The organism is Skermanella mucosa, from assembly GCF_016765655.2.
Lineage (GTDB): Bacteria > Pseudomonadota > Alphaproteobacteria > Azospirillales > Azospirillaceae > Skermanella > Skermanella mucosa.
The window spans coordinates 128,580-145,396 of the sequence record NZ_CP086109.1 but is presented as its reverse complement, the minus strand read 5'-3'; the positions used below and the strand labels follow the sequence as shown (position 1 = coordinate 145,396).

The 16,817-nt window shown below is 66.6% G+C and carries 17 protein-coding genes; 5 read left to right on the top strand and 12 right to left on the bottom strand.

Annotation, left to right across the window (positions count from 1 at the left end; genetic code table 11):
• Nucleotides 1–52 precede the first annotated feature (52 nt).
• The 3 genes from JL100_RS35530 to JL100_RS35520 are packed head-to-tail and all read right to left on the bottom strand — an operon-like array spanning nucleotide 53 to nucleotide 3,381.
• On the bottom strand, nucleotides 53–709 hold the full coding sequence (locus JL100_RS35530; protein ID WP_202683860.1) for a cytochrome c oxidase subunit 3: 657 nt from the start codon (nucleotides 707–709) through the stop codon (nucleotides 53–55).
• Complete coding sequence (locus JL100_RS35525; protein ID WP_202683859.1) at nucleotides 706–2,496, bottom strand: cytochrome c oxidase subunit I; 1,791 nt, start codon at nucleotides 2,494–2,496, stop codon at nucleotides 706–708. Before JL100_RS35525 ends, JL100_RS35530 begins: the two co-directional genes overlap by 4 nt.
• A gap of 48 nt (nucleotides 2,497–2,544) precedes the next feature.
• A complete protein-coding gene (locus JL100_RS35520) occupies nucleotides 2,545–3,381 on the bottom strand; it encodes a cytochrome c oxidase subunit II (RefSeq protein ID WP_202683858.1) in 837 nt (278 codons plus the stop codon).
• Between the two features lie 256 nt (nucleotides 3,382–3,637).
• Between JL100_RS35520 and JL100_RS35515 the strand changes: the two genes are divergently transcribed.
• Nucleotides 3,638–4,537 carry a DUF2189 domain-containing protein gene (locus JL100_RS35515; protein ID WP_202683857.1) on the top strand — a complete coding sequence of 300 codons (900 nt, stop codon included), beginning with the start codon at nucleotides 3,638–3,640 and terminating at the stop codon, nucleotides 4,535–4,537.
• On the opposite strand, the gene JL100_RS35510 is transcribed toward JL100_RS35515, so the two are convergent.
• The 3 genes from JL100_RS35510 to coxB form a co-directional block, all read right to left on the bottom strand.
• Nucleotides 4,525–4,752: a hypothetical protein gene (locus JL100_RS35510; RefSeq protein ID WP_202683856.1), complete on the bottom strand. Its 228-nt coding sequence runs from the start codon at nucleotides 4,750–4,752 to the stop codon at nucleotides 4,525–4,527. The genes JL100_RS35515 and JL100_RS35510 overlap by 13 nt on opposite strands.
• 130 nt (nucleotides 4,753–4,882) lie before the next feature.
• On the bottom strand, nucleotides 4,883–6,433 hold the full coding sequence (gene ctaD / locus JL100_RS35505; RefSeq protein ID WP_228421839.1) for a cytochrome c oxidase subunit I: 1,551 nt from the start codon (nucleotides 6,431–6,433) through the stop codon (nucleotides 4,883–4,885).
• Nucleotides 6,434–6,540: 107 nt separating this feature from the next.
• On the bottom strand, nucleotides 6,541–7,455 hold the full coding sequence (coxB, locus tag JL100_RS35500) for a cytochrome c oxidase subunit II (protein WP_228421830.1): 915 nt from the start codon (nucleotides 7,453–7,455) through the stop codon (nucleotides 6,541–6,543).
• Nucleotides 7,456–7,727: 272 nt separating this feature from the next.
• On the opposite strand from coxB, the gene JL100_RS35495 reads away from it, so the two are divergent.
• From JL100_RS35495 to JL100_RS35485, 3 genes are all read left to right on the top strand, one after another.
• Nucleotides 7,728–8,735, top strand: coding sequence for an AAA family ATPase (locus JL100_RS35495; protein WP_202683854.1), 1,008 nt, complete (start codon nucleotides 7,728–7,730; stop codon nucleotides 8,733–8,735).
• Nucleotides 8,722–9,618 carry a ParB/RepB/Spo0J family partition protein gene (locus JL100_RS35490; RefSeq protein WP_202683853.1) on the top strand — a complete coding sequence of 299 codons (897 nt, stop codon included), beginning with the start codon at nucleotides 8,722–8,724 and terminating at the stop codon, nucleotides 9,616–9,618. Before JL100_RS35495 ends, JL100_RS35490 begins: the two co-directional genes overlap by 14 nt.
• Nucleotides 9,619–9,799: 181 nt before the next feature.
• Nucleotides 9,800–10,579 carry a PCC domain-containing protein gene (locus JL100_RS35485; RefSeq protein ID WP_202683852.1) on the top strand — a complete coding sequence of 260 codons (780 nt, stop codon included), beginning with the start codon at nucleotides 9,800–9,802 and terminating at the stop codon, nucleotides 10,577–10,579.
• Here JL100_RS35485 and JL100_RS35480 read toward each other — a convergent pair.
• From JL100_RS35480 to JL100_RS35455, 6 genes are read right to left on the bottom strand one after another with little or no spacing between them, the layout of a single operon-like run.
• Complete coding sequence (locus tag JL100_RS35480) at nucleotides 10,567–11,082, bottom strand: GNAT family N-acetyltransferase (protein ID WP_202683851.1); 516 nt, start codon at nucleotides 11,080–11,082, stop codon at nucleotides 10,567–10,569. The genes JL100_RS35485 and JL100_RS35480 overlap by 13 nt on opposite strands.
• A gap of 15 nt (nucleotides 11,083–11,097) precedes the next feature.
• Complete coding sequence (locus JL100_RS35475; protein ID WP_202683850.1) at nucleotides 11,098–12,072, bottom strand: GNAT family N-acetyltransferase; 975 nt, start codon at nucleotides 12,070–12,072, stop codon at nucleotides 11,098–11,100.
• On the bottom strand, nucleotides 12,069–13,100 hold the full coding sequence (locus JL100_RS35470; RefSeq protein WP_202683849.1) for a glycosyltransferase: 1,032 nt from the start codon (nucleotides 13,098–13,100) through the stop codon (nucleotides 12,069–12,071). Before JL100_RS35470 ends, JL100_RS35475 begins: the two co-directional genes overlap by 4 nt.
• Nucleotides 13,091–13,900, bottom strand: coding sequence for a PIG-L deacetylase family protein (locus tag JL100_RS35465; protein ID WP_202683848.1), 810 nt, complete (start codon nucleotides 13,898–13,900; stop codon nucleotides 13,091–13,093). The genes JL100_RS35470 and JL100_RS35465 overlap by 10 nt, the downstream gene beginning before the upstream one ends.
• A gap of 9 nt (nucleotides 13,901–13,909) precedes the next feature.
• Nucleotides 13,910–14,635 (bottom strand): sugar phosphate nucleotidyltransferase, encoded by a 726-nt coding sequence (locus JL100_RS35460; RefSeq protein WP_202683847.1) that lies wholly within the window; start codon nucleotides 14,633–14,635, stop codon nucleotides 13,910–13,912.
• A gap of 3 nt (nucleotides 14,636–14,638) precedes the next feature.
• Entirely contained in the window at nucleotides 14,639–15,769 is a 1,131-nt protein-coding gene (locus tag JL100_RS35455) for a CgeB family protein (protein WP_202683846.1), read from the bottom strand.
• Between the two features lie 224 nt (nucleotides 15,770–15,993).
• Here JL100_RS35455 and JL100_RS35450 point away from each other — a divergent pair, with 224 nt between their 5' ends.
• A complete protein-coding gene (locus JL100_RS35450; RefSeq protein ID WP_202683845.1) occupies nucleotides 15,994–16,809 on the top strand; it encodes a hypothetical protein in 816 nt (271 codons plus the stop codon).
• Nucleotides 16,810–16,817: the final 8 nt, after the last annotated feature.

Here is a 16,817-nt window from a genome sequence, read left to right as displayed (position 1 = left end):
TGTAGGTGACTTGCTGATGCGCCATCCGCGTTTCCCCCAAGTGCCTCCGGTTCTAATGCATGTGCTGCATCGGCTGGAGCATGGCGTCCGCCCCACCGTTGTCCGCCAGCAGCAGGCCGAACAGCGCCAGCCAGACGGCCAGCAGGAAGTGCCAGTAGAGAGTGCAAAGCTCGATGCTGGGGCGGAGTTCATTGGTGCCGGCGGAGCGGCGGAACTTCCAGGCGGTCCGTCCCCAGGCGACCAGTCCGCCCAGCAGATGCAGCGCGTGCAGGGCCGACAGCAGGTAGAAGAAGGTATTGGCCGGGTTCGACGCCACGAAATAGCCGAGCGCGTCGAGCTGCCGCCAGGCCACCAGCTGCCCGGCAAGGAAAAGCGCGGCGAACAGCCCTCCGGCCAGCAATCCCGTCCTGGCGGCATCGCGCCGCCCCCTCCGGACACTGACCCAGGACCATTGGAACGCGGCGCTGCTCAGGACCAGGGCCAGAGTGTTGAGCCACAGCACCGGCGGTTCGGACAGGGGAACCCAGTCGCCGAATCCCATGCGCATCAGGTACGCGACCGTCAGCAGCAGGAACAGCACCGTCACCACGACCAGGAAGAAGATCAGGCCCAGCCTCGCGGTCGGTATCCGCAGCCTGCCGGACACCGGGAACCCGCCGCTTCCGCTCTCCAGCCAGGGTTTCGCCGACAGGGCTCCGAACAGGCTCATGGGTGCGCTCCCCCGTGGCCCGGCTGTGGTACGGCGGGCTTCCGCGCGTCGACGGGTTCCCAGGGATGGTTCTGCGGCAGGAAGTCCTGTTCCGCGCCGGGCACGCTGTAGTCGTAGGCCCAGCGGTGGACCACCGGCTGCCTCGGCCCCCAGTTGCCATGCCCCGGCGGGGTCTCCGGGGTCTGCCATTCCAGGGTGGTGGCCCGCCAGGGGTTCGCTCCGGCGGGCTTGCCCCGGAACGCGCTCCAGGCCAGGTTGAACAGGAACAGCATCTGGGCGGCGCCCACGACCAGCGCCGCGACCGTGATGAAGGCGTTGAGGTCGTGGGCGGAGTCCGGGATGAACTCGATCCCCTCGAAGTCGTAGTAGCGCCGCGGGATGCCCACGAACCCCAGGTAATGCATCGGGAAGAAGATCGCGTAGGTGCCGAGGAAGGTGATCCAGAAGTGGAGCTTGCCCATCCCGTCGTGCAGCATGCGGCCGGTGATCTTCGGGTACCAGTGGTAGATCGCGCCGAAGATGACCAGCACCGGCGCCACGCCCATCACCATGTGGAAATGCGCGACCACGAAATAGGTGTCCGACAAGGGCACGTCCACGACGACGTTGCCGAGGAACAGCCCGGACATGCCGCCGGACACGAAGGTCAGGACGAACGCCAGCGAGAACAGCATCGGGACGGTCATGTGGATGTCGCCCCGCCACAGCGTCAGCACCCAGTTGTAGACCTTGATCGCGGTCGGGACGGCGATGATCAGCGTCGTGGTCGCGAAGAAGAAGCCGAAATAGGGGTTCATGCCGCTGACATACATGTGGTGCGCCCAGACCACGAAGCTGAGCACGCCGATCGCCAGGATCGCCCAGACCATCATCCGGTAGCCGAAGATGTTCTTGCGCGCGTGCGTGCTGATCAGGTCGGAGACGATGCCGAACCCGGGCAGCGCCACGATATAGACCTCCGGGTGCCCGAAGAACCAGAACAGGTGCTGGAACAGCAGCGGGCTGCCGCCGCCGTACTGGAGCTGTTCGCCCATGGACACGATGGTCGGCATGAAGAAGCTGGTCAGCAGGACCCGGTCGAGAAGCATCATCACGCCGCTGACGAACAGCGCCGGGAAGGCCAGGAGCCCCAGGATGGTCGCGACGAAGATGCCCCAGACGGTCAGCGGCAGGCGCATCATCGTCATGCCGCGGGTACGCGCCTGGAGGATGGTGGTCACGTAGTTCAGCCCGCCCATGGTGAAGGCGACGACGAAGATAAGGAGGGAGACCAGCATCAGGATGATGCCCCAGTCCCGTCCCGCGGTGCCGGGCAGGATCGCCTGCGGCGGATACAGGGTCCACCCCGCCCCCGTCGGCCCGCCGGGCACGAAGAAGCTCGCGGCCAGGACGATGACGGCCAGCAGGTAGGTCCAGTAGCTGAGCATGTTGACGTAGGGGAAGACCATGTCCCGCGCGCCGATCATCAGCGGGATCAGGTAGTTGCCGAACCCGCCCAGGAACAGCGCCGTGAGCAGGTAGACCACCATGATCATCCCGTGCATGGTTACGTACTGGTAGTAGGCTTCCTGGTCGATGAAGCCGAAGGTGCCGGGGAAGCCGATCTGCATCCGCATCAGCCAGGACAGGACCAGGGCCACCAGCCCGATCCCGATGGCGGTGACGGAATACTGGATCGCGATGACCTTGTGGTCCTGGCTCCAGATGTACCTCGTGAAGAAGCTCCGGGGCTCGGGATGTTCGTGCTCTTCGTCGTGTCCGGTGTCGATGATCGCGGTTTGAGCCATGACGCCCTTCCTCCGCTTGTTCCTTGCCGTCTTCCTTGCCGTTCGATTCTATGGCGCCTCGGTGTTCTCCGCGAACTCCTCGGCCGCCCCCTGCCCTTTCCAGGTCCGGGCGAAGGTCGGGTTCTCTTCGAGCCAGGGCCGGTGGGCGTCCGGCTCGACCACCACGACCGTGCCGCGCATGGCGGAGTGGCCGACCCCGCACAGTTCGGCGCACAGGATCTCGAAGGTCCCGGTCCGCGTCGGGGTCAGCCAGAAATAGGTCACCATGCCGGGCACCAGGTCCATCTTGGCCCGGAACTGGGGAACGTAGAAATCATGCAGCACGTCGACCGAGCGGAGCAGCAGCTTGACCGGCCTGTCGACCGGCAGGCGAAGCTCGCCGCCCGCGACCAGGATGTCGTCCTGCCCCTGGGGGTCGTCCGGGTTGAGGCCGAACGGGTTGTCCGCGTCGATCCGCCGGGCATCCACGGTGCCCAGGACGCCGTCCGTCCCCGGAAACCGGAAGCTCCAGCCCCACTGCTGGCCCAAGACTTCCACCGGGGTCGCCTCGGCGGGGACCGAGACGTAGTCGTCCCAGACGACCAGGCCGGGCGCCAGCATGGCGGCGATGCCGACCGACGTCAGGCCGGTCAGCCAAAGCTCCAGCTTCTTGCTCTCCGGCTCATAGGCGGCCGTCACTCCCTCCCGGTGGCGGAACCGGAAACACGCATAGGCCATGAACAGGACGAGGATGCAGAAGACGACTCCGGTGATCAGGAACGTGATGATCAGGGTATCGTCGATCGTCCCCCAGTTCGACGCGAGCGGAGTGAACCACCACGGGCTCACCAGACTGAAGATAACGGAACCGATCACAAGTACCGCAAGAACGATCGCCACGGCCATAGCCTGTTCGCCCCGCTTATTCTTGTTGGATAAGGACGGTTTTTCGGCGCCGGCCCAAAAGGCCGTTCAGGATTCTGTCAGTCAAGGTTTTCCATAATATGATTGATCAACCTGATTGGCAAGGGCCGGGACGAGCGCCGATCCTGTCCGATAGTTCGTGACCATTTGAGTAGTGCCATCGGGGGCATATTGAGTCATCATCCACCGACAATGGGAGTATGCTCGATTCAACGCTCGTGGTTCGGGAGGAAAGAACATGACCATCCGAAATCCCGTCGAATGGGGAGCCGACCAGTTCAGGGAAGGGACGCACGCGGCCGGATCGGGCGGCCACGCCGCCTACGGCACCAAGGGGGAGTTGAACTCGCTCGTACCGGGGATCTGCCGGATCGAGCCGAAGGACCTGCGGGAGGTTCTGAGGAAAGGCGTCGAGGATTTCGGGGCGTACCGGACCGACGTCATCTTCCTTTGCATAATCTATCCGATCGTCGGCCTCGTCCTGGCGCAGGTGGCATTCGGCCGCGACATGTTCCAGCTGCTGTTTCCCCTGGCATCCGGCTTCGCCCTGATCGGCCCGTTCGCCGCGATCGGGCTCTACGAGATGAGCCGGCGCCGGGAACAGGGCGTCACGATCAACTGGGCCGACGCCTTCGGGGTCCTCCGCTCGCCTTCGTTCGGCTCCATCCTGGCCCTCGGCCTGATCCTGGTCGGGATCTTCCTGCTGTGGCTGCTGAGCGCGCAGGCAATCTACGCCGCCACCCTCGGCCCCGAGCCGCCCGACAGCTTCGGGACGTTCGTCCGGGATGTCTTCACGACCAGCGCGGGCTGGGCGATGATCGTCATCGGCGTGGGCGTGGGCTTCCTGTTCGCCGTGCTGGTGCTGGCGATCAGCGTGATCTCGTTCCCGCTGCTGCTCGACCGGAAGGTTGGCGTGGCCACGGCGATCTATACCTCGGTCCGCGTCGCCGCCGCCAATCCGACCACCATGGCCGCGTGGGGCATGGTGATCGTGTGCGGCCTCGTGGTCGGGTCGATCCCGCTGTTCGTCGGCCTCGCCATCGTCATGCCGGTGCTCGGCCACGCCACCTGGCACTTGTACCGGAAGACGGTCAGGAGCGGCGGAAGTGCTGCGGGTTCTTCAGATCAGCGGTCGTGATCGGCGAGGGTCTCGCGTTCCTCGATATCCTCGCGGACGAAACTCCAGAGGACGACGAAGCAGGCGAAGAAGCCGAGCGCCACGAGCGCTGACGCCTGCGTCCTGGTCTCGTTGTTGAGGCAGGCCGTCACGATGGTGCCGAGCAGGCAGACCGAGATGGCCAGGGTGTTCAGACCGAAACGCAGGCGCTTCAGGAAGGCGGAAGGGTTTTGCATCTGACGGGGTCACGCGATCTGTGGAACGGGTGCTGACCTCCATCGTAGCCAAAGTTGGTTAATATTTAGCAACCGCTTTACGGATGGCGGCGAGGTCCCGGGATCGGGACCTCGCCTCGCCTCGCGCGGTCTACTGGACGCGCGGCAGTTCGTTGAAGGCATGGAACGGCGGCGGGGAGGACACCGTCCATTCCAGCGTGGTGGCACCGGGACCCCAATAGTTCGCCCCTACCCTCGCCCCCCGGGTCAGCGTGTAGAAGACGCCGAACAGGAACAGCATGTGGCCGGCGAAGCTGATGTAGGAACCGTAGGAGGAGATCATGTTCCACGGCTCGAAGGCGTCGGGATAATCGACGATGCGCCGCGGCATACCGGCCGCTCCCAGGAAATGCTGCGGGAAGAAGGTCAGGTTGGCGCCGACGAAGGTCAGCCAGAAATGCGCCTGGCCGAGCCATTCGGGATACTGGCGGCCCGACATCTTGCCGATCCAGTAATACCAGCCGGCGAAGATCGAGAACACCGCGCCCAGCGACAGCACGTAGTGGAAATGGGCCACGACGTAGTAGGTGTCGTGCAACGTCTGGTCGATGCTGCCGTTCGCCAGCACGACGCCGCTGACGCCGCCCAGGGTGAACAGGAAGATGAAGCCCAGGCAGAACAGCATCGGCGTCTTCAGCTCGATCGATCCGCCCCACATGGTGGCGATCCAGGAGAAGATCTTGATGCCCGTCGGCACCGCGATGATCATCGTCGCGGCCGTGAAATAGGCCTTGGTATCCACGTCCAGCCCGACCGAGAACATGTGGTGGGCCCACACGACGAAGCCGACCACGCCGATCGCGACCATGGCGTAGGCCATGCCCAGGTAGCCGAAGATCGGCTTCCTGGAGAAGGTCGAGATCACGTGGCTGATGATGCCGAAGCCCGGCAGGATCATGATATAGACTTCGGGGTGGCCGAAGAACCAGAACAGATGCTGGAACAGCACCGGGTCGCCGCCGCCGGCCGGGTCGAAGAAGGTGGTGCCGAAGTTGCGGTCGGTCAGCAGCATGGTGATGGCGCCGCCCAGCACGGGCACTGCCAGCAGCAGCAGGAAGGCCGTGACCAGCATGCCCCAGGCGAACAGCGGCATCTTGTGCAGCGTCATGCCGGGAGCGCGCATGTTGAAGATGGTGGTGATGAAGTTGATGGCACCCAGGATCGACGAGGCGCCGGCCAGGTGCAGGGCGAAGATCGCCATGTCGACCGCCGGGCCGGGATGTCCCAGGGCGGAGCTGAGCGGCGGGTAGATGGTCCAGCCCGTCCCCGCCCCGGTGCCGACGAAGGCGGATCCCAGCAGCAGCAGGAAGGCCGGGACCAGCAGCCAGAAGCTGATGTTATTCAGCCGGGGAAAGGCCATGTCGGGCGCGCCGATCATCAGCGGCACGAACCAGTTGCCGAAGCCGCCGATCAGCGCCGGCATGACCACGAAGAACACCATGATCAGCCCGTGGGCCGTGATGATGACGTTCCACAGCTGGCCATCGTTGATGAACTGCGTTCCCGGAGCCTGGAGTTCGGCCCGCATGATGATCGAGAAGATCAGCCCGAAGAACACCGCCACCAGCGAAAAGAGCAGGTAGAGGGTTCCGATGTCCTTGTGGTTGGTGGAGAGGAACCAGCGGGCGAAGAAACCCGGCATATGGTCGTCGTGATGCCCATGGGCGTCGGCGTGCGTCGGTGCCCCGGTGTCGTAGACCCCCGGACCCTTGACCGGGTCGTGGTCGGACTGGCCTGTCACTCTGTCGGTCATGGCGTCTCGGCTCCCAGGGTAGCGGCCGGAGTTTCGGCGAGTTGGCGAGGTGACGGCGGCTCCGCGGCGGCGAACTCCTCCTTGGCTCTCTCCACCCACTCGGCGAAGCGCTCCTTGGAAACGGCGTCCACCACGACCGGCATGACGGCGTGGCCCGTTCCGCAGATCTCCCGGCACTGGCCATAGATCCGCCCCTCGCGGACGATCCGGATGTTGATCTCGTTGAGGCGTCCGGGAATGGCGTCGCGCGTGAACCCCAGGGACGGCACGCCCCAGGAGTGGATGACGTCCTCGGAAGTGATCTGCAGCCGAATGTTGGTGTCCACCGGCAGGACCACCGGATTATCCACGTCCAGGATCCGGCGGCCGTCGGGCTGGATATCCTCGTCGGGAACCTGATAGCTGGCGATCGAGAAACCGCCATGGTCCGGATACTGGTACTCCCAGTACCACTGGTGCCCGACGATCTTCAGCGTCACCTCCGACTCCTCGACATTGTCCAGGAAATAGAGCAGCCGGAAAGACGGGATCGCGATCACGACCAGGATCACGACGGGCAGGACGGTCCAGGCGACCTCCAGCACCGTATTGTGCGTTGTCCGCGACGGTGTCGGGTTGCTCTTGGAATTGAACCGGATGACCACGTAGGCCAGCAGGGCCAGCACCAGGGCGCAGATCGCGAACATGATGACGAACAGCAACCCATGGAAATCGGAAAGCTGCTCGGCGATCGGCGTCACCGGGGTCGGGTGCCAGACCTGCCAGGGTTCCGGACCGATCTGGGGAAGGCCGTTTGCCGGCCCCGGGACGGTGGGTTCCGGCGGCGCCTGCGCCATGGCGGCAGCGGTCATGCTGGCGCAACCCGTGAAGGCGGCTGCGGCCAAGCCGAAGTTGGTCTTTCGATCGGGCATCCCAAAAGGCTCCTGAACGCGTCCGGCGGGTAAGAAGTCAATCGATGTGCGGAACAGGCCGCGGCCGGTGTCGTTCTGGCTAGCCAAGGGGTAGACACCTTTCGGACAGGGCGGAGGGATCCTGCGGTGATGCCGGAATGTGACATCCCCCTGCCCTCTTCGACAGTGCGTCAACTCGGCTTTGCCTTGTTGCGTCAACTGTGTAATGTGGTCCGGCACCGCAATCCAAGACGGCGAACTCCTTATTCGACGTCGAATACCGGAGAGCTTCGATGATCGGCCCTGAACTCAAGACACTGCGCGAAGGTCGCGGCATGGACCAGCGCACATTCGCCGAGCACCTGAACGGCCAGCTCGGGCGCAGCTATGACAAGGCGCGGATATCCCGGTGGGAGTCGGGGGCCGAGCGGATCCCTTCCCAGGTGGCCAAGTTCGTCGCGGCCGAGATGGCGCCCAAGACGCTCCGGCCGAGGCGTAGCGTGGTCGTGGCCGTGGCCAACCAGAAAGGCGGCGTCGGCAAGACGAGTTCGGCGGTCAACCTCGCCTTCCTTCTCGCCACTGCCGGGCTGAGGACCGTGCTGGTCGACAGCGACCCGCAGGCGAGCGCCACGGCCCACCTGGGCATCGACCAAGCCGAAGCCCATGCCGCCGGCAAGACCCTCTACCCTGTCCTGCGGCAGGAAAAGCCCATCGGCGACGTCATCGTTCCGGTCTGCGAAGGTCTGTTCGACTTGGTACCCTCCACCATCGCCCTGGCCAATGTGGATATCGAGCTGGCGTCCGATCCGGTGAACGGCGGACCGTTGGCGATGCGTGACCGGCTATCTCCCCTGCGGGAGACCTACGACGCCATCCTGATCGATTGCGGCCCTACCCTGTCGATGCTGACCGTCAATGCCCTGAACGCGGCGGACCAGCTTCTGGTCCCGGTGCAGACGGAGACGCTGGCCGGCCTTGGCGTCTCGATGCTGCTGGAAACGGCGAACAAGCTGCGCCGCCGCAGCAATCCCGACTTGCAGATCCTCGGTATCCTGCCGACCATGTATACGCCGCGCAATGCGGCCGAGAAGATGACCTTGGACGAGCTGCACGAACTTTTCGGGCACGTGATCCGGATCTTCGATCCGATCCCCCGGACCACGAAGTTCACCCAGTCGGCCCGCGCCCAGTTGCCCCTGCTCAAGGCCGCCCCCAACGCGCCGGGCGCCGAGGTCTACCATGAGATCGCCCGGACCCTGATCAACTACGTGACTGCGGAGGATGGCCATGTCGCTGCTTAAGAAGGCCCAGCAAGGCCGGTCCATGATGAGCAAGGCGGCGGCCCAGGTCCAGAACGACGTCCTGTTCGGGACCAGCACCAACTTCCCGCGGGTGGTCGAGGTGGACTTGACGTCGGTCACGCCCAATCCCGACCAGCCCCGCAAGTATTTCGACGAGGAGGAACTGCGAAGTCTCGCCGACTCCATCGAGCGGATGGGCCTGAAGCAGCCGATCCTGGTGAAGCAGGTTCCCGGCGGGAAATACATCATCGCCGCCGGAGAGCGCCGCTTCCGAGCCCATCAGCTTCTCGGGCGCGACACAATCTTCGCCATCATCACCGACGGAGACCTGGACGAGATCGCGCTGATCGAGAACCTTCAGCGCGCCGACCTGGATGCCATGGAAGAGGCCAGGGCGTTCGCCCGCCTTCTGGAACGGCACAGTTACACCCACGAGGAACTGGGCCGGATCGTCTCCAGGAGCCAGGGAGAGATCGCACGGACCCTGGCGACCCTGAAGCTGCCCGAGGCGATGCTGCAGGAGTATCCGGCGTTCCGGAAATCGATCTCGAAATCGATCCTGCAGGAACTGGCCTTCATCGACGACGCCGATCTCCGCAGGCAGCTTTGGGAGGAAGCCAAAGCCGGAAAGCTGACCATCCGGGGGCTTCGCGAAACTAAGAAGAACCCGGCCGTGGCCCAGGCGCGCGCGCAGGGCAGGCAAGCTGCCGGCGCGCCCTCGGCCGACGACGTTTCCAAGCTGCTCGCCAGCGCCAGCAAGAGCATCAAGCGGACCAGCAGCGACGTATCGGCGCTCACGCGGCACAAGGCCGTGCTGGACGACCAGCAACGGGCGGCATTCCGCAGGCTGCGGGATCTCCTGAACGATCTGGTCGGCGACTGAGGCGGGGACGGGATCGGAACAGGGTCGGGCAGGGCGTTATTCGACGTCGAATAGCGATTCACACCTCGAAGCGAGGCCAGGTGTAAGCATGTCATCACACGCCGCACTTCCCAGACGAAGGCTGCTGCAGCCGGGTCCCGTCTCGGCCGAACGTATCGAGAGCCGCGGGGGAACCTCCAGGATGCTGGACTTCAGGTTGGAGCCCGGCCTGACCATCAACGAGGCAATCACGCGGCCGCTCCTCCAGGCGGGGATCGCGGGTGCCGTGGTCGAGATCGAGGCAGGCGCGCTGGAACCCTTCACCTATGTGCTGCCGGCCCCGTCGCCGGATCTGGACCATGCCGCCTTCTATAGCCGGACCTACAGGGTGGACGGCCTGTCCCTGCTCCACCGTGCCAGCGTCAGCGTCGGCCGGCGGGACGACGCTCCATTCATACATTGCCATGGCGTCTGGACGGAGCCGGACGGCTCGCGGCATGCCGGCCACGTGATCCCATCGGAGACCGTGATCGCAGCCCCCGTACAGGCTCGGGCCTGGGGAATGACCGACGCGACCTTCGTGGCGGAAGCCGACCCCGAGACCAACTTCACCCTGTTCCGCCCGATGGAAACAACCGTCGGCACGCGGGGAACCGGAGCGTCCGGCGTCCTTGCCCGCATCCGTCCGAACGAAGATGTCTGCGAGGCGATCGAGACCCTGTGCATCCGCCATGGACTGGCTTCGGCGACTGTACGGGGGCTCGGCAGTCTGGTCGGAGCCGAGTTCGAGGACGGGCGAACCGTCCAGTCCCATGCGAGCGAGGTGCTGATCACCCGGGGCAGCGTTGAATCCGGCGTGGGTTCCAGGCCGTCGGCGACTCTCGACATCGCCATGGTGGACATCGACGGCATCATCCATGAGGGACGGCTGGTCCGCGGCCGCAACTCCGTCTGCATCACCTTCGAAATCTATCTGGAATGAGCGCCGACTTCCTTCCGGAAGATCCACTCGTCCAGCGGCACCGTCATGCTCACCCCGTCCGGCGTCGTATAGCTGTAGCTTTCCGACAGGGTTCCGATGAATCGGTACCCTAGCCTTTCATAGAAGCGCCGGGCCTCCGCGTTGTGGCGCTCCACGCCGACTTCGGCCGACGGCACCGCGCGCCGCCGGATATCCCGCTCGGCGGCCCCGACCAGCCGGGCACCGATGCCGGTCCGCTGGAACGGCGCCATCACCCTGACGGCCCAGAGCAGCGCACAGCCCTCCTCCGGTTTCCGGGCATAGTCGATCCAGACCTGGCCGACCGGAAAGCCGTTGGCATCGGCCAACAGCATCGCGGTCTCGCCGGCGGCTTGGCGGTCGAAGGTCCGGCGGATGATCTCCCGGTGCTCCGTGAACATGCCGAACCATTCGAGGTTCGGCAGGTCCGCCTCGGTGCAGGGCCGGATCGTGATCCGGACGGGCATCGTGAAACTGTCGGTCATGGTCATTTCGATTCCTCATGCCCCATGACGGAGCAGGCGTCCCTGGGTAGTCCTGTCCAGGGCGCCCCAGCGGTATTTATAGGCTTCGGTCCCGCGCAGGAAGTCGAACTCGAAGGCACCCTCGGACGTGGCCGTCTCGATCGCGTGGCCGACGATCAAGGTGCCCAGGCCAAGCTCCGCAAAGTCGGGCTCGAACCCGCTGAGGTAATAGTGGCATCGCCCCTTGGCCTGCATCCCGTAGAGAACCGCGACAACCTGCCCGTCGAGGTGGAGCGCGTGGAGGCGCAGCAGGCCGCCGCGGGCGAGGGCAGGCGCGGCGTCGCGGTGGAACCGTTCGACCGTGGCATCGGCCAGGACGCCGGACTCTCCCTTGGTCGTCCAGCGCGCCCCGTGCAATCGGATCAGGCTGTCGAGCAGCGGTGCAACCCGGTCGGGTGTGGCGGTTTCGAACCGAAGGGTTCCGGCCCGTTCGGCGCGCCGGCGATAGTAGCGCAGGTTCTGCTGCATGCGGCGGGGCAGGGTGGCCGGCAGCGGCAGGATTGGGCAGGGCTCCTCGGCCCGGCCCTGCCCGGTCCAGCCTCGCGGCGCCGGGATGTCGGCCAGAACCGATCCGGGGGCGAGTTGCGGCAGGTCGAGGACACGCCACGGCACCAACCGGCCCAGCAGTGCCGTGACCTCCGCCGGCCCGACATCGGGAGCGAACAAGCCGTCCAGATAGTCCGTGTTACCGGCCCCCAGCGGTAGCAGGCGAGGTTCCGGCGGCCCGCGATAATGGAACAGCGGCAGCAGGCCGCAAAGGCGGCCGGACCTGCGCAGCGTGACGACGACGAGGTCGCCGTCGCGGAAATGGCGGCGCCAGGGAATCAGCCAAGCGGGCGACTGGAACGGGGTGGCGCCGGGACAGGCGGACCACAATTCCCACCATTCCGGCTCCAACCCGATCAGTTCATTATCGATATTGATAATTGAGCTATCGAACGTGAAGGTCATGCGGCCACTTGGCGGTAGAGGTCGAAATAGCGGGCGATCATGCCTTTGAGGTCGAAGCGCTCGCGGGCGGCCGCGCGGCAGTCGTCGGAGGAAAGTCCGGAGGCGGCACGGATCGCGTCCGCCATCCCGCGTTCGTCGGCCACCAGGAAGCCGGTCCGCCCATGCTCCACCACTTCGGGCAGAGCTCCGGCCGGGAAGGCGACCACCGGCGTTCCGCAGGCCAGCGCTTCCATCGCCACCAGCGAACTGGTCTCGGGCGCCAGGCTGGGCACCACCAGACACCGTGCCGCGGTCAGGAGACGCCGCTTCCGCCGGAACCCGACCGGCCCGATGAAGCGTCGAGACCGGTCCAGGCGCGGCTCGATCTCCGAGCGGAAATAGTCCTCGTGGACAGGATAGGGGAAGACCTCGCCGGCCAAAAGAAGCGGCGATCCCGCCAGCTTCGCCGCATCGAGCGCGTGATGAAAGCCCTTCTCGGGACAGATCCGGCCCAGGCACAGGGCGAAGCCGCGCTTGGCGTGGCGCGCGGCCAGCGCTTCCACCGGCACGCCGTTCGGGATCGGCGGCAGCACGGGCACTCCCGGGGGAAACCGCCCGTGCTGGGACTGCGAGACGCCGTGAAGATATGTGCGAGGACGGGCAGGGCGCAGGGCGGCCTCCGGATACCAGTCCGGCGGCAGGTGGACCGTGACCAGCGCCGGAACACCCGGCGGGGGCAGGTAGCGGTCGAAATCGATGCCATGGAGATGAACCAGGTCCACCGCATTGTCCCGCAGGGCCGTCTCGATGGCCCGGCGCTGATGGCCGTGGATACCGGCGCGGGTATCCTCGTCGATCGGACCGGGAGCGGCGGGCACCGGATACAGCTCGCCGGCGACCGCCGAATCCTCGCGGGCGACGACCAGGGAGCGGTGGCCCGCTTGGACCAATGCCCTGTCGAGGTGGCTCAGCACCTGCTCGGCACCGCCGACCGAGTCAGGGCCGACCGGGGCGAAAGGGTAGGCGACGCTGAGGACCGTCAACGGCATGCGCTGATCCCGAGTTCGTCCAGCGCCTTGCTCGCCAGTTCCCGCCAGCGCTCGCCCCCCATGCCCCAGTCGAACCTGTCGTACCACAGGGTGCCGGGATGGGGCGGGGCGGTGAAGTCGTAGCACGGGGCGGGACGGAACCGCTCGACATCGACCGCGAAAGGCGACAACACCTCCGCCTGGGTGGCGTGACACTCCAGCATGCGCCGCTTCATCGCCCGTTGCGCTTCGGACAGGGGCATGACCATCTCGTCGCCGGCGCCGACTCCTTCGGGAGGGCAGGGGGGCGGCAGGAAGGTCTGGGTGACCAGTTCTCCGTTCGGCCCGGCATGATACGAGCCCATTTCCAGGATACGGATCTCCTCCCCTTCCCGGCGCGGCAGCAGCAGCCGGGCGGCGGCGTGCACCGCGAAGGCGGTGGCGTCGTGGTCGGGATGCCCGCCCTCGTAGGGATGGGTCAGGACCAGTCGCATCCTGTGCTCGGCGAACCAGCCGGCCAGCCGACGCGCCGTCGCGGCGAGGTGGAGCGAAGCTTCCTGATCGGCCAGGCCGAGGCATTGCACGCGGTCCGGCGTGACGTTCGCCAGGGCCATGGCCCGATCCAGCTCCCGGCGGCGCGCCTCGGCATAGGCTTCGCGGGTCTGGAAACCGTGGCGGCGGGCGTCCGACATATCGTGCGGCGCGCCGTCGGTGACGTGGATCAGCCGGACCGACGGAAGCAGGCCCAGATGGCCGCCGATCCCGATCACCTCGTCATCGGGATGGGCGACGACCACGGCGACGGCGTCATCCGGGAACATGGAAGCCTCCTATTCCTGTCCGCGCAGCAGTCCGATGGCTTCCCGGTAACCGTGGATGGTCCCGACATCCACATAGGACCGGCCGGCGCGGACGCCGACGGCCTCGCCGCCCTGGGCGAGCCAGGCATTGACCAGGGTGCCGATGTATTCGTCGCTGCGTCCGCGCGCGCACCACAGCGCGTGCAATTCGTGCAGGACCGCGCCCGGCATCTTGAAGGCGCCCCAGATCCAGGGGGACTCGGCGTTGGCCCGCTTGACCTGGATCTCCAGCACCCGGTCCTTGCCGTCGGTGATGACGGCGTCGAAGAATTCCGGCCGTTCCACCGGGAACAGCAGGAACGACAGCCGGTCGTCCGGCAGCGCCCGCAGGGCGTCTTCCGGGAACCAGACGGTGTCGGGCAGCCCGACGATCACCGGCTCCGATGGGTGGACGAAGGGAACCGCGCGGAACACGGCATCGCACAGCCCGCCGGGACGGGGCTGGACGACATAGGTCATGGCGGCGTCGCCGAACCGGTCGCCATAGTATTGCAGGATGTCGCATTTGCCCGGCGCTATGACGAAGGCGATCTTGTCCGCCCCGCCGCGCACCATCCGTTCGACCAGATACTCGCTGACCGCCCTCGGGCGCTCCACCCCCTCGTCGAACCGGCTGCCGACCGGCAGCAGTTCCTTGGAGAAGGCCAGCGGCTGGATGCGGGTGCCGCTGCCCGCGGCGGGAATGATGCCCCACATGGTTCAGCCCTCCAGCACGGCCGGCAACGCCGCGTCGGCCCCGCGGGGGGCGGCGGATCCGGCTCCGGCGTTCACGGCGGCTTCCAGTTCGACCTCCAGTTCGGCGGCGCGGCGGTCGGCGGTATGCTCGGCCAGGGTTCGCTCGCGCGCCCGGTCGGCGATGCGCCGCAGGTCGGCATCGCTCCGGCCTATCGCCTCGACGGCGCCCGGCGTGTCCGACGCGATCAGGATCTCGCTGCCCGGCTCGAAGAAATGGTCCAGCCCGTCCCACATGTCGCTCAGGATCGGAACGCCGCACGCCGCCGCCTCGAACAGGCGCCCGGACGGACAGAAGCCCATCCGCGCCATGGCCTGCCGGGTGACGTTGAGCGTCAGTCGCGACGAGCTGTAGAAGGCCGGATGCTCGGCGGCGGGCAGGTGGCGGACGAAGAAGATGTTGTCGCTCCAGGGGAACGCCTCGGGATAAAGCGCGCCGCCGATCAGGAACCTGCGGTCCGGCATGCGCCGCGCGGGTTCGACCAGCAGCGCCTCCAGCGCCGCCTGACGGTCTTCGGCATAGGTGCCGAGATAGGACAGGTCGGCGCGGTAGTGCGAAGCGGGTTCGACCGGCCGGTGAACTTCCGGGTCGACGCTGCCGTAGAGGGGCGCCACGCGGCGGGCGCCCAGCAGGTCGCGCAGCGCGTCGAGCGCCGGCCCGCCGGTATAGCTGAGCACCAGGTCGAAATCGCCGAGCCCACGCGGCCCGATATAGGTCGTGGTTTCCCCGGCGCCCAGCCGTTCCAGCGTCACCGGGGTGTCCAGGTCGTAGAACGCCTTGCAGGCGGCGGGCGATCCCAGCACCAGTTCCGTCGCCTCGATGCCGTGGGGACAATAGGAGGTGACCATGCCGGCGTCGGCATCGGCCAGGTGGCGCTCGGCCGCGGGGATGGCATCGGCCCAGTCCCGGTACAGGACCAGTTCGCCGCCGGGAATTTCGAACAGGTCGCGGTTTCCGGCGTAGTAGGGAACATCGTGTTCGAAGAACACGACGCGGTGACCGCGGCGGGCCAGCGCCCGGCACAATCCACGCCACAGGGTGGCATGGCCGTTGCCCCAGGTGGAGCTGATCGAAAGCCCGAAGACGACGATTTTCATGCGTTTCCGCTCATTCCGGGATGGTCTCGCTGGTGCTCAGGATGTGGGACGGCCGCGGACGGGCGACAGCCGGCTCCGATAAGAGCCCCTGGTTCCAACCGGTTGAAACCCTCCGGAGTTCCAGACACTCAGGAACCGGTGGCCGACTTCACTGTTGCGGAAGCCGGACGTCACGGCTTCCGTTCCAAAACGCCGCCCGCTCCGGATCACCCTGAGGAGAAACCATGCCCCTGCCGCCCACCGGCATCCGCTGGACGATCGGCGACGTCGATCCGCTCGGCTTCGAAGCCCTGCGCCTGTCGATCTGGGGGGCATGGCGCATTTTCGGAGGACAGGGCGCCTACGTCGTCTATGTCAACAGCATCGGCCTCGACGAGGCGCGGTCCCGGACCGGCGACCTGCCGGACGGTGTCGTCTGGCAGACCGCCGGCGGTCTGCCAAGCTTCCTGGAGGCGCATCTGGACGGTGCGATGGCCGAAGGGGTGGCGTGGAAGCTGGCGCCGCTCCGCGCGTTTCCCGACAGGTTCGAGCTGTCACTGGACAATGACTGCATCCTGTGGGACCTGCCCGAGGCGGCGCGCGCCTGGATGGCCGAGCCGGAGCCGCGCTGCCTGATCGCCGCCGACGTGACACTGGCCCACGGCGCCTTCGCCGACCTGACGAGGCCGGAGCCGCGCAACACCGGCATCCGCGGCCTGCCGCCCGGCCACGACCTGGGGCAGGCCCTGCTGTCCGTCCTGGAAAGCCATCCGGTGCCGCTGCGCTCCGAACTGGACGAGCAGGGGCTCCAGGTGGTGGCGCTGGACCTGGGCCGGCCGGCCCACGTGGTCTCGACCGCCGACGTGACGATCTGCTCGCCGTTCTGGCCGCAGATCCCGGAATTGGGCCGGGTCGGAGCCCACTTCGTCGGCCTGAACACCCGCGAGCTGCCGTGGAACTGGTACGACAGGCCGGCACGGGAGTGCCTGGTCGAGAACTGGGAGCGCCACCGCCCGGAACTGTACGCCCGCGTCGGGCTCCCGCTGCCGGCCGGGCGGTAATCGGGTCA